This window comes from Paenibacillus sp. LPE1-1-1.1, from assembly GCF_040676435.1.
In the GTDB taxonomy this organism is placed as follows: domain Bacteria; phylum Bacillota; class Bacilli; order Paenibacillales; family Paenibacillaceae; genus Pristimantibacillus.
Window position 1 is genome coordinate 164,483 of the sequence record NZ_JBEGHY010000046.1, and the last position, 12,982, is coordinate 177,464.

Sequence of the window (12,982 nt, forward strand, 5' to 3'; positions counted from 1 at the left end):
AATGGATCTGATGGATCTTATTCGCCAGCGGCGATCACTGAGGCGTTACACGCCCGAAACACGGCCTCTGCCGCCCCGAGGCGCGACAAATCCGGTCCACCCTCCTTGTCGAACAAGGATTTGCTGTCATCGGTTTCAACGATGACCACTATTGAACCGCTGCGCAGCGCCTGGCTGCACGCCTGCGCTTCGTCATCGTCGAGCCCGAGCGCATGCAAGCTGCCGCTATGCTCATCATCGTTGAACAATATGGCAGCCGCAAAAGGATTGCCGCCTACGGCATAAGGCGCCGCTCCATAACCGGTTATTCCATAAACGGCATTTGTGCCGACGCCCGCATAACCGGTTGCGGCAGCCATGCCAAAGCTGCTTGATCCATCCTGGTCTGAAGCGGATTCCATCTCTCTGAGCTCGTCAACATGGATGTCGCTCTCCGCCTCTATGCGTCTGGAATGCTCGGAATCCTTAGCCAGCACCTTTAGCTCGCCCTTTGCGAAGCCGGATTGCTCGAGCTGTTCAATCGCTGTAATGGCTTGCTGCTCGGTGTCAAAAATGCCAATCTTTCTCGCCATCGACTTTCCCTCCTGGATACAGACAGAATACCTATGCTGTTCAAGCTTTAAGCTAATATTGGTATGCCCTGTTTTTGACGGAATAAGTCGGATTTTGTAGATTGGCAGCTTGAAGTAACAATCGATTTGCCTAATCTGACGATTAGGTTGTGAATCAAAGCGGTTCACGGTATGATGAAGGAATAGATATTGGAAAATCGGACAAGCAGGAGGCAAAGCGATGATCCATCGGATGCTTCGCTATCCCGCAGGATGGGAATGGCATGTACTGCAGCAAGCAAGGCAGCAAACCGTAAGAAATGAACCCTTGCCAAGCAGAAAAGATGCACAAAAACATACAAACGCTTCGCGCGAAGAGCAAAGAGCCGTTAAAGCTATTTTAAAAAAGGAGCAGGATGCTTTAGAGCAGCATACGGATGAGCTAAAGCATCTTTTTCCGGAATGCGCCTCTTGGATTGATGACTGTTCCGGCAGACGGACAAATATGATTTCGGTGGGTGACGCTCCCCTTTCGAAGAAGCGGCTCTACGGTACCCTCATGCTGCAAGTAACGGATGACCAATCCGATGTTCAGCCCTTTCATTTTTGGCTGTGCGAGGACCGATTGCTGACGATGCATGAGGATATGCGCCTGCCGCTCAGGCTGCAGTCCGCTCAGCATACTTCAAAGCTCGACAGCTGCGCGACCGCGCCTGAAGCGTTTTTCATTATGATTGGCATCATTTTGGATACCTTTCACACCGGCTTGGACGGCTTCGAGACGCGCCTTGGCGAACTTGAAGCAACCATGCGCCAAGAGAACCGCACCGTTCTGATCGATAATATTTTCGAGAGGCGTTATGACTTGCTGCATTGGAGCCATCTCTTCATCCCGATCAGAGAAGTGCACAGCGCCGCTATAGAGGCATTTATGAACGGCCTTACCGATGTTGACAGCTTTCAGCGATTCACGCATAAGCTCGAAAGAATCGATGCACTGCTCAAGCATTACGCGCTGGAGATCGATACCCTTATCTCCATGGACGATGCCATCTCCAACTTCCGCGGCAATGATATCATGAAGACGCTCACGATATTTACCGTGCTTTTCCTACCTGCCACGGTCATAGGCAGCATATGGGGGGTCAACTTCGAGCTTCTCCCGTTCAAGGACTTTAAATGGAGCTTCACGGTTATGTTAGCGATCATCAGCATCATTACTCTCTTCATGTATATTTGGTTGTGGAAGAAAGGCTGGACCGGCGATTTGCTGAATGGGCGTACGCCCAAGGAAATCATCGCTTCAGACGGCTCCTCCACCAGGGCAAAACGGGCAAAACGGGCAAATCGGATGAAAGCAAGCCGTACCGGGCGAGCTTCAGCCGTAGATGCTTCTACGCAGCCGCCGCAGGCAAAAACCCGTTCAGAACGGAAACGGAGTTCATCCAAGCTTCGATGAGATGATGCAAACCAATTAAACCAATAAACGGACAAAAAAAACCGTCCAAGCAGGTCAATGACCCGTTTGGACGGTTTTACTTCGTTTAAACAGCGGCTTACAGCTTGACCGGCTGGCCTGTACGCGCAGAAAGGTTTGCCGCGATCGTAACTTGATGTGTGCGCACCGCATCCGCGTAGCTTGAACGGATTCGCGACGCGTCCCCCGTTCTCACCGCGTGCAGAAAAGCCTCGTTTTCCAGTTCATACGGATCGGTTCGGTTGGCGTATTCCGTTTTGCGTCCCGCTTCCTTATCAATCAATCCGCCATGACCCAGCTCCAGCACGCCTTTATTCGTATAAATATGTAAACCGGCCAGGTCTCCCGCCGGAATGGCGCATGTATTGCTTATCGTCGCAACGGCGCCTCCCGCCAGCTTCAGGGTTACTGTGCCTACATCTGGAACGGTTACGCCTTCCTCAACGGTGCTCATGTAACGGTCGCCGTATGCGGCATAAACCTCCGTCACTTCGCCCACGGTATAGCGGAGCAAATCGACGATATGGGTGGTCTGCTCGACGAATTGTCCGCCCGAGCCCTCCATCTTGCGCCACCAGTTGACTCCCGGCATCGAGCCCATCCAATAGCCGAGAGCCATTAGAGCGGTGCGCTCGCGCAGAAGCTCCCTTGCCCGGTCGGTTCCATCCATGTAACGGAAATGGTAACCGACAGACGAAATCAGCTGCTTCTCTTCGATGCCCTTCAAAATCGCAGACGGAAGCTGCTCGTCTACTCCGAGCGGTTTCTCTACCAGGAAAGGAATGCTTCTCTCAAGCAAAGCCGACTCGATTTCGCCATGCGCGAACGGCGGTACGCATACGTATACGGCATCAAGCTTACGGTCGTCAAGCATAGGTTGAATCGAATCATATCCCCGTGCTCCCTCAAAACGCTGTGCCGCCGCATCCGCTTTCTGTTGGTTCGTCGCGGTAAAAGCCGCAACATTCACGCCATCCAGCTTAGCCAGCTTCTCCGCATGCATCATGCCAAACCAGCCTGTACCCACAATACCTATTTGAAGCGTCATGAATGAATCCCCTTTCAAAATCGGTTTTCTTTCCCGATTATACTTGGATTACAGTCTTTAAGTCCATTCTTATCCGCTGGTACCCATCAGCCCACTTTGTCATATAATACAACATCGGTACAGCCGGAGCCGTATGAGCGGAGGGATGATATGGGAGCAAACCCGAAAGACTCGAGAAACACGCAAGCATCGCAGGAGCTTGATCTTCGAACAGCTTTGTTTTTGGCAGCCGTTTGCGGGCAAACCTATATGCATTACAACAACAAGGACGGACTGTTCCTTGTCCCGAGGTCTTACAGCCTTGCCGGCGAATTTACTGCCAAAGCCTATGATAACAGTGCGGAAAGATTCGGGTTTGTGCTGACCTCGGAGAGAGCTTCCGTGCTCGCTTTCCGCGGCAGCGGTTCCGCAGTGGATTGGGTTTCCGATTTCATCGCTCAGCAGACCGCATACCGGCCCGTCAAAAACGCAGGCCTTACCCACAAAGGGTTTACCGACATTTATATGTCCGCCCGCATAAGCATACTCGATATTTTAAAGAAGCTTCCTCCCGATAAGCCGTTATTCATTACGGGGCACAGCCTGGGCGGATCTCTAGCAACGCTGGCGGCCATTGATCTGGCATACAATTCTGCGTTTACTTCCCCTATTGTCTATACTTTCGGTACACCTAGGGTGGGCGATCCTAAATTTGTCAGTACCTATAATGCGGCAATTGCGACCCACTGGCGCTTTCAGAATGAATTTGATATCGTACCGCATCTGCCCACTCTCGTATACCAATCCCCAAAAACCAAACAAACGTATTATTATATGCATGTTAAGGGCGAGGTTAGACGCTCGTTCCGAATGGGCTCCATCGCGGGCAACCATATTTTATCAAGCTATTTTGCCGATCTTGCGAAAGAAGACCCCGCCTTTGCATTGTCCGTTTGCGCTGACCCGCCCGGCTGGTGTCCTGCGATTGATGTCTAACCGACAATGCAAGCAGCAGCCTGCATGAAAAAAAATAGTGAAGCAAATCTCGGCCTCCATGAAAATGGCTTCATGGTTAATGAGATTTGCCTCACTATTTTTGGATATCCGATTCTGTTGCCGTATTCCTTACTTTGCAGGCAGCACATACAGCAAAATCGCGAAGAAGTGGACAACCGATCCGCCCAGTACGAACAAATGCCATACCGCATGGTGATAAGGAAAACCGCGCCATACATAAAAAACCGTGCCAAACGTGTACAGCAAGCCACCAGTGACAAGGAGCTGTATGCCGCCTGGCGCCAAATGTTCATTCAAAGGCTTCCAGGCAAAAACGATAATCCATCCCATAGCAATATAGATGATCGTCGACGTGAAGAGAAACCGCGACGCAAAAAACGCTTTAAATATAACGCCAACGAGAGCGGCTCCCCAGACAATGCCAAACAATACCCAGCCGAGCGTCCCTTTTACGATATGGAACAAAATCGGCGTATACGTGCCCGCGATAAAGACATAGATAAACGAGTGGTCAAGCGATTCGAATACCCGCTTCGCTTTTCCCTCAGGAAAGCTGTGGACAAGCGTCGAAGCTAAATACAAGAGCAGCATTGCTGCGCCATATATCGTAAAGCTAACGACATGCAGAGCCGTTCCTTTCGATGCGGCGAATATAATTAAAAGCACCAGCGCCGCTATGCTAAGCGCAGCTCCGATTCCATGCGTGACTGCATTCGCTATTTCTTCTTTTTTGGAATACGTATGGGTATTCGCCATAGGCTGTCCACCTCCTAAGTCATAAGCATGAGCCCTTATACCTTCAGGACGCATTCTCTTTACTTAGTGTAAAGGATCATACCCATCCTTTCAACCAGCAGCGCACGCGGTCAACCGTTTTGTCCAAATTACAGATGGACTCTTGGTCAGTGTAGTCTGGCGTATGGCGAAAATAATCGGCATGTCCGCCGACCGTAGGAATGCCTTCGACATAACCTGGCGCATACTTCATGCGGTTCCATCTTGGCACAGTATAACGATCTCTGCTCCAGCCGCCCCAGGTGCCGATCCGGCTGATCGGATCACTCAGATTCCCCAATCTGTCTATGGAATGAAAATAACTGACGCGGTCTTGCAGCTTAGGCTCGATCGGCGTTCTCGGCGAGCCGACCTGCACGATGCGGAAATCCTCGATCTTGTCTTGTTCATACAGCATTTTCGCCGCCTGGTAGGCCGCCGCTCCGCCTCCGCTGTGTCCAATCAGGAGAATGCGTTCGTTAGTTAAAGTTTCCTTAATCTTACCAAGCGCATGCAAGCCGCCGATTCGCCCGGCCGTTAAGCGGTTAGACAAATCGCTTTTCACCTCCAGCACTTGCCGAACCAAGCTGCGGCTGGCATCGCCGTAGGGAAAAATGACATGAATGTCGGGCTCTACGCCGTCAGACTGAAACAGTTTTTCAAGCTTTATTTTGCATTCCGTAAAGATGCTGTTGGACGTAGCGATACCGGCAAGCAAATAGACATTCATTCGTGATGGTTTGGTCGCCGTCATAACGATTCCCTCCGTAATATACATTAACGTATGTCGCTCACTCTAATATTTAATCCGTATATTTATATTCATTATGTGGGTTAACCGCAAATTTCATTCTTGCAAATTTATGTTATTTCCTTGGTGGCCGATAATGTAATGCGTTACCCCAAAAACGGATATTTGAATCGGTCTCTTACGTTTGGATACAAAAGAAGAGCGCCAGGCTGCGGTCAGCCGGCGCTCCTCTTTGATTATTGCTGCGTCTAACTAACCGACTCGAACAGCTATACACCCATCTTTTTACGCTGATTGTTAACTTTCTTCGTGTTTTGGCTCTTCAGTGCCTGCGTCCCGGTAGAAAGATGCGTTTGGCCTGGAGCTCCTCCAGCTTTCGATTGTTTCTTCTGAGCGAGCAGCTGCTTCGCTTTCTCTGCTTGAGTCAGCTTCTTCGGCTGCTCGGCAGATTCGTTTTGTTCGATTGTAGACATAGGTTCACCTCACTTCATGCACTACATATTCTTATTCTACTACACTTATATATCTGGTAAAAGAGGCTTTGCTCAAGGTTGCGCTTTTTGTTATCCGCCAGCCCGCCTGCTTTAGCTGCCGCCCGATCGGTTCCGTGGTTACGATGACCGCTCGCTTGGCCCATTTCTTTACGCTTTCCAGCATATCAAGCTGTTCGTTCTCCGGCAAGACAGAGCATAAATTATAAGGCATATCCAAGATAGCCGCGTCGTACAATCCTTCTAGAAGCCGCATATCGCCAAGCGTCACCACATTAGGATAGCCGAAATGGGCCAGGTTGACCCTCGCCCCTTTTACGGCAAGCGGATTGAGATCCATTCCCTCTATTTGGATCCCCATCGACAACGCTTCAATGAGGACGGTGCCCATGCCGCAGCAGGGATCGATAAGCCGCAGCTGCTCAGGGAAACGCCCCGCCGCGAGGTTAACGATCGCTCGTGCCGCTCTTGTCGGAAGCGCCGTCGAATAATTTTGCGGCTTGCTCTGATGGTTGAGCCATACCGCGCTATTCTCCTCCAGCAATCCGAAAAACCAGCTTCCTTGCAGCTTCGTCAATCCAAAAAGCCGCTCTGCCTTGCGCATATCCGCTTTGCCTCGTATCGCCGCTCCGGCAGCCCGCTCGAGCTGTCTCCGTTCATCATAGTCGAATGCTTCATCGCCTTGCGTAAACAGCACCTTGAAGGTTTGGTCGCCAAGCTCGATTGCCGGCAGCTGAGGGAGGAGTTCATCTAAGCTATCCGCTTGTTTCATGACCTCAATCCGCCGTTTAATGAACGGGCTGCGGCTCGCAGATACGGCATGCGAAGTGCGAATCACTCCTCCGTCCGCTGGTTGGCCGAACAAAGTTTCCAGCTCAAGCCCGCATAAGGTAGCCTCATCCTCATGACAAGCATACGTATAAATAAACATGAATGCCCTCGCTTAAATTTTATACTTTCTTCTATTTAAAAATTAGCTACTCGCTCTGCGGTCTTGCCACATCCTTTGGCTCCATGCGATTGCCGGCAGACGATACGCCCAGCAGCCCGGCTTCGTTGGTCAGCTCCGCTACCTGCTTCTCCAACGCTTTTACCGTGCGCTGCAAACGAATCTGGCGAATCATGCCAAGCAGCCCGACCGTCAAGCCCCCAAGCAGCGTTGATGCCAAAATAACGAGAATCAGCGGAAGCGTTGTTTTTGTAAATAGAAAATTCACCTGTACCGAATCGACGTTTATAACAGCGAATATAGCGATAAGAAACGCGAACACCAACGCGGAGATGAGAATGCCTTGTCCCTTCACACCGATCCCTCCCTTTTCCAGAAATCATACCATAAACGCCGCCGATTCGCCTATTCATGTGCTCCGTACTAACCAATTGCCGCAGCACTATAAGTTTAACCGCGGGAGCATGATCAAGAATCATGCCATAAAAAAGAACGGGTGCCTTATTGCACCCGCTCCTTAATATTATTTTACATTTGCCGTTTTCCTTGGCACTGCCGCTTTACGCAGCTGCGTGATGCTTATTTTCACGAGGATGTACGCAAGCGCCGCCAGCTGCGGGAGCGTTGTTTCCCAGGTTGGATATACGCCTAGTATGCCAATGGTCGGTAGACCGGTGGCGGTATGCGACGGCAGCCATCCCGAAACCTGCAAGGAATGGATGCTTTCTCCCAGAAACCGAACGACCAGGTAATAAATGAGTACGGATGCTGCAAGGAAAAATGGCCGCACAGGAAGCTTCGCGCTAAATTTGATAATGGCAAAGCCCAGCGCAAGCAGCAGCACAAATGTAACGCCAAAGCCGAGCGCAAGCTGAAGCGGTGCGATGGACGGCGCCATGCCGACATAAAAAATCGTCGTTTCCGCCCCTTCGCGGAAGATCGCTAAACCCGATACGGCAAATAGCGACCATAGGCTGCCGCGAGCAAGCGCGCTGCCCATTTGCTTATCGATATATTGATTCCAATTTTTCATATTGGACTTATTATGGAGCCAGTTCCCAACCGTAATCATCAGGACTACGGATAACAAGCCTGCAATACCCTCAATCGATTCGCGCGCACTGCCGGCAGCTACTTGGGCAATGGCGTAGGTAAGCACGAAAGCCATGATGCCGCTAAGCAACAGACCTACCCAAACGCCAGACCATACCCACTTGCGTTTATCGCTGTTGCCCGTACGTTGTAAGTACGCCAATAAGGCTGCTAGCACCAATATGGCCTCAAGCCCCTCACGCAGCAAAATCATCCCCGCGTCCCAAGCCGTGTACTTCGTTTCCTGCAGCATTGGCTCGAGCTGGCTTAGCATCCCGGCGACTAATTGCTCCGCTTTTTCCGCTTCCGGCGGATCAGAAACCAAATATCCGCCAACCTCGGCCATCCGAATCTCGATGCTGCTGTATACCGCAGAGGAACGAAGCTGAACATCGCCCTCGATTGCCGGCCACTGGACAATAAAAGCTTCCATCTGGCCTGCTGCTTCCGGGTAATGCCCTTGCTGAATATCGTTAAGCGCCTGATTTAAAATATCGACGGCGTCCGTTACCGTCAAACCCGTTTTCGCGGGGGCAGCCGTAATCTTGCCGTCACGGTAATCGTTGATCAATTGAATGAGCGCTAGCGCCTCGGTCTGCGCTTGATCTGCCCGCGGCGGCTCTGCTTGGATCGCAATGCGAAGCATGCTCATCTTTGTTTCCAAGCCGCCGTATACGCTGAGATTATCCGCTCTTACAGCCGGTTCGATTTTAGGCCAGCCCGCGTTCATCTGGCGGTAATCGCCGCTTGCCTTCTCCCACTCCCCGGCTTGAATATGCTCAAGCAGCTGCTGGGCTAACGGCAGCAGGCTTACGGCCGCAGCTTGACCGTCAAGCTGCGGAGTTTCCCCTTGCACGCTTTTCACATATTTATTTAATGCTTTGGCCAGCGTGGAAAGCGAGGCTTTCGCTTTCGCCGGATCTGTATCGCTCTCTGCAGCCGCCAGAGCTTTAGCCGCTCCTGCAAGCGCGGAATCTACGTCTGCCGTTTCTTTTGTCGCAGCCGGTTTAAGCTCTTTCCACATCACGGCCGCATTTTCCACATGCCCGGATGCCTCTTTCCATTTCCCTTGGCCAGCCTCTACTAACGCGCTGCCCACCAAGGGAAGCAGGCGATCCAGCTCAGCCGCCTGCTTTCCCTCTGCCTGGGCATAAAATCCGCCGCTGCTTATCATCGCTAACAGAAAAACAACGGAAAAGAAACGTATTACATGACGTTTCATTCCGCTGCTGCGTTGTGCGAACATCTTGGTCCGCCCCTTTCGTCTTAAAAAGATCATTTTTTTATTAACTTGGCTCCAGCGTTTAAAATAACGTTTCTCCGATATAGCCGCCCTCGCTTACGCCGGGAAAGCATGCAAACACCGCGCTGCCCGTATGAACGATATATTCGTTCAGCAGGTCGCTTTGCCCGAGCTTCTGCTGCATCGGAATAAACTGCTTGCGTGAATCGCGATTGAAGCAAATAAATAACAAGCCGGCATCCAACTGTCCGGTTTTGTTGTCCATTCCGCTCGAATAAGAGAAGGAGCGGCGCAGGATTTTTACCGAGCCGTCGCCGTGCGCCAGCCGGACATGGGCATTCATCGGAATGACAGGCTCGCCCTTCTCATCCTTTTTGTCCAGATCAAGCTTATCCATTTCATGGGCGGACCCGATTGGCGCTCCGCTGTTCCGGTGACGACCAAAGGATGCCTCTTGGTCGCCTAGCGTAGAACGGTCCCAAACTTCGATGCGCATGCGGATTCGCCTTACAACCATGTAGCTGCCTTGATCCATCCAAGAGGCGCCGTCGGATGCGGCAGCCCATACGACCTTCTTCATTTCCGCGTCGTCCGTAACATCCGGATTGCCTGTGCCATCCCGGAAGCCCATCAGGTTACGCGGCGTTGCTCCGGCCGGATCGGCTGCGCTTGTTCGTTGAAAGCCTTCCTGCGTCCAGCGCAGTATCGCTTTCCCTCTGGCAATCCGGGCCAGGTTGCGTACCGCATGAAATGCGATTTGCATATCATTGGCATTCACTTGAACACCAATATCGCCGCCTGACCATTCCTCGCGCAGCTCATCGCCGCCAAATGCCGGCAAATCGGGAAGTGCCGCCGGCCGTTTGCCGGCTAAGCCGTACCTTCCGTCAAAGAAGGAAGGACCTACTCCGAAGGTAACGGTTGTGCGTGAAGGCGACAGCCCTTCAGCCTCGCCCGTATCCGATGGAGGCAGATTCAAGTTGTCATTCGTATTGCCGAGCATCTCACCGCTTGCCATCGCAGCCGCCGCTTTCGTCCAAGCTTGAAACAGCTTGCGTACTTCATCAAGCGATGTTGCCGTTAAATCAAAGGCGGCAAATACGATAAAATCCTGCGCCGGCGTCGTAATTCCAGCCTGGTGTTTGCCATAGAAGCTCACGATCTGATCCGCATCCGCTTTCGCAGCCTTTGAGGCCGGCTGGGCAGCGCCGCGCTCCTGCGCGGAGAATAATCCGCCTACTCCAGCTGCGCCCAGCAGCAATCCTGCACCGCCTACGCCTGCCATCCGCAGTAAATCTCTGCGGCTTATTTTTTTATCAATGATTCCCGAATGAACGTCACCTTTGGTTTGATCGGATTCGGTTGATTTAGACATGTGTTTAAGCCTCCAATATCGTTCCCATTTGAGAAAGCGGTTCTGCAAGCGCGTCGATTAGCTGGCTCAGCTTCTTCGTATCTTCTTCTTTCAAATCCAAGTAAGAAACATAACCGTCGCCTGTCTTATATGCCGCCAGAGCTTGCTCGAGATCGGCGAAGCCTTTGCCGATTTGCTCATCAAGCGCGGCATCCTTCTTATTCAATTCAGCCTTTACCAGCTGATAGATTTTGTCGGCGCCTTCCACATTCGCGGCGAAATCATACAAATCCGTGTGGGAATAACGTTCTTCCTCGCCGGTTACCTTCGTTGAAGATACCTCATTCAATAGCTCTACGGCTCCCGTAACAAGCAAGCTCGGCTCCACCTCGACGGTTTCCATCAACGCGCGAAGCAGCTTAACGTCCTCCAGCAGGCGATCCGCGTACTCCGCCATGCCTTCCGTCGTGTTATTCGCCCAGAGCGCTTGTTCAATGCGGTGGAACCCGCGCCAGTCTTTGTCTTCAACATCATTCTCGCGCGCATCGATATTCGGATCTAAATCGCCAATCGCTTCAGCAATCGGCTCAATGCGTTCGAAATACATGCGCGTTGGAGCGTACAGCTGCTTGGCAGCCTCCAAATCACCGCCCTTAACCGCCGTTACGAACTTCTCCGTTTCTATAATGAACGTATCGGCCTGCTCGATCGTAAACTGACGGTAGCTCTCCAAAATAGGCGCCCAAACGTCATCCGAAGCTGCTGTCTCTTCCGTCGCATTGTCTGCGGCATTTGTTGCATTAGCCGGTTCATTCTTCTCCGCAGCATTGGAACCGCAGCCCGTAAATACGATCGTGCAAGCCAGTAAAAAGGTCATTAGTTTAAACTTCATTATCATTGCTCCCCCGCTCCAATAAATTGGATCTGTTTTATTCTAAAATGAAGTATATTCGCAAATGATAATCATTGTCAACGAATAGTTTTCTAATTAAAATGGAGCCATCACAGATGTGCTTCACCACCCGTTGGACGATAAAAAAAGACGGGACCCGGCTAACCGGGCACCCATCCCTTTATTCATGCTGCAATTTATGAAGCTTTATTTTTGTTATAAATGTCAAACGCTACGGCGAGCAGCAGCACCAATCCTTTAATTCCCTGCTGCCAATCGATGCCGAGACCAACGAGCGACATCCCGTTATTCATAACCCCCATCACGAGCCCTCCGATGATCGCGCCGATAACCGTACCGATACCGCCGGTTGCCGAAGCGCCTCCGATAAAGACAGCCGCAATGGCATCCAGTTCAAAGTTAACGCCGGCCTTCGGCGTTGCCGCATTCAAGCGGGCCGCGAACAATAGACCCGACAGCGCGGCAAGCACGCCCATATTGACGAATACCCAAAATGTCATCCGCTGTGTTTTTACGCCGGACAATTTGGCAGCCTTCTCATTGCCGCCCAGCGCATAAATATGCCGTCCCATAACCGTCTTATTCATGACAAACGTATAAACGACAACGAGTATGAACAAAACGATGAGAATATTCGGGATGCCTTCGTAAGCCGCCAGAACATAGGTGAACAAATTAATAATCGCCACGATTCCGACAAGCTTCAGCGCGAACAGCGGCGCCGGCACCACGCTGAACTGATAACGCTGCTGCGTCAAGCGGTTGCGCCATTCCGTAAAAACAAGCACTAGCGATAAGACCAAGCCGATCACGATCGTAAGCACATGAATGTCGCCGCCCCCGAACCAATCCGGAATGAAACCGGAGCTGATGCGTTGAAACCCTTCGGGAAAAGGAGAGATCGACTGCCCATTCAAGACAACCATCGTCAAGCCTCGGAATAACAGCATGCCCGCCAGCGTAACGATGAACGATGGGATGCGAATATAGGCGACCCAGAATCCCTGCCAAGCGCCAACCAGACCTCCGAATACTAGCGATAAAACGATAGCAATCGGATAAGGAATTTGCATATCGACAACCAATATCGCCGATATCGCACCGACGAAAGCAGCAACCGAACCTACGGAGAGATCGATATGGCCCGTTATGATAACAAGAAGCATGCCGATGGCGAGCACGAGAATATAACTATTTTGCAATATGAGATTCGTTATGTTGAGCGGCTTCAGCAGAATGCCGTCGGTTAAGATTTGGAAAAGCACCATAATTAGTACGAGGGCGATAATCATGCCATATTGGCGGATATTGCTTTTGAACAATTTGCTAAATGCCTCCATCTG

13 protein-coding genes are annotated in these 12,982 nt (G+C 51.4%); 2 read left to right on the forward strand and 11 right to left on the reverse strand.

Annotated features, from left to right (window positions below; translation table 11 throughout):
* Nucleotides 1–17 precede the first annotated feature (17 nt).
* Complete coding sequence (locus MRBLPE1_RS31530; protein ID WP_364154039.1) at nt 18–572, reverse strand: general stress protein; 555 nt, start codon at nt 570–572, stop codon at nt 18–20.
* A gap of 220 nt (nt 573–792) precedes the next feature.
* Here MRBLPE1_RS31530 and MRBLPE1_RS31535 point away from each other — a divergent pair, with 220 nt between their 5' ends.
* A complete protein-coding gene (locus tag MRBLPE1_RS31535) occupies nt 793–2,010 on the forward strand; it encodes a magnesium transporter CorA family protein (RefSeq protein ID WP_364154042.1) in 1,218 nt (405 codons plus the stop codon).
* Between the two features lie 97 nt (nt 2,011–2,107).
* On the opposite strand, the gene MRBLPE1_RS31540 is transcribed toward MRBLPE1_RS31535, so the two are convergent.
* Nucleotides 2,108–3,076, reverse strand: a complete 969-nt coding sequence (locus tag MRBLPE1_RS31540) for a Gfo/Idh/MocA family protein (RefSeq protein WP_364154045.1) — start codon at nt 3,074–3,076, stop codon at nt 2,108–2,110.
* A 150-nt stretch (nt 3,077–3,226) separates the two neighbouring features.
* Between MRBLPE1_RS31540 and MRBLPE1_RS31545 the strand changes: the two genes are divergently transcribed.
* Nucleotides 3,227–4,051 (forward strand): lipase family protein, encoded by an 825-nt coding sequence (locus tag MRBLPE1_RS31545; protein WP_364154048.1) that lies wholly within the window; start codon nt 3,227–3,229, stop codon nt 4,049–4,051.
* A 129-nt stretch (nt 4,052–4,180) separates the two neighbouring features.
* Here the strand turns inward: MRBLPE1_RS31545 and trhA are convergent, their stop codons facing one another.
* The 9 genes from trhA to mmsB form a co-directional block, all read right to left on the reverse strand.
* Nucleotides 4,181–4,828 carry a PAQR family membrane homeostasis protein TrhA gene (gene trhA, locus MRBLPE1_RS31550; RefSeq protein WP_364154051.1) on the reverse strand — a complete coding sequence of 216 codons (648 nt, stop codon included), beginning with the start codon at nt 4,826–4,828 and terminating at the stop codon, nt 4,181–4,183.
* A 76-nt stretch (nt 4,829–4,904) separates the two neighbouring features.
* Nucleotides 4,905–5,600 carry a lipase family protein gene (locus MRBLPE1_RS31555; protein WP_364154053.1) on the reverse strand — a complete coding sequence of 232 codons (696 nt, stop codon included), beginning with the start codon at nt 5,598–5,600 and terminating at the stop codon, nt 4,905–4,907.
* Nucleotides 5,601–5,866: 266 nt separating this feature from the next.
* Nucleotides 5,867–6,070: a hypothetical protein gene (locus MRBLPE1_RS31560; protein WP_183562303.1), complete on the reverse strand. Its 204-nt coding sequence runs from the start codon at nt 6,068–6,070 to the stop codon at nt 5,867–5,869.
* A 31-nt stretch (nt 6,071–6,101) separates the two neighbouring features.
* Nucleotides 6,102–7,019: a TRM11 family SAM-dependent methyltransferase gene (locus MRBLPE1_RS31565; protein WP_364154057.1), complete on the reverse strand. Its 918-nt coding sequence runs from the start codon at nt 7,017–7,019 to the stop codon at nt 6,102–6,104.
* 46 nt (nt 7,020–7,065) lie between these two features.
* Complete coding sequence (locus MRBLPE1_RS31570; RefSeq protein WP_364154060.1) at nt 7,066–7,392, reverse strand: LapA family protein; 327 nt, start codon at nt 7,390–7,392, stop codon at nt 7,066–7,068.
* A gap of 168 nt (nt 7,393–7,560) precedes the next feature.
* On the reverse strand, nt 7,561–9,375 hold the full coding sequence (locus MRBLPE1_RS31575) for an FTR1 family iron permease (RefSeq protein WP_364154063.1): 1,815 nt from the start codon (nt 9,373–9,375) through the stop codon (nt 7,561–7,563).
* 58 nt (nt 9,376–9,433) lie between these two features.
* Nucleotides 9,434–10,747 (reverse strand): iron uptake transporter deferrochelatase/peroxidase subunit, encoded by a 1,314-nt coding sequence (gene efeB / locus MRBLPE1_RS31580; protein WP_364154066.1) that lies wholly within the window; start codon nt 10,745–10,747, stop codon nt 9,434–9,436.
* Between the two features lie 4 nt (nt 10,748–10,751).
* Nucleotides 10,752–11,624, reverse strand: a complete 873-nt coding sequence (gene efeO / locus MRBLPE1_RS31585; protein ID WP_364154069.1) for an iron uptake system protein EfeO — start codon at nt 11,622–11,624, stop codon at nt 10,752–10,754.
* A gap of 191 nt (nt 11,625–11,815) precedes the next feature.
* Nucleotides 11,816–12,979, reverse strand: a complete 1,164-nt coding sequence (gene mmsB / locus MRBLPE1_RS31590; protein WP_364154072.1) for a multiple monosaccharide ABC transporter permease — start codon at nt 12,977–12,979, stop codon at nt 11,816–11,818.
* Between the last annotated feature and the right edge of the window lie 3 nt (nt 12,980–12,982).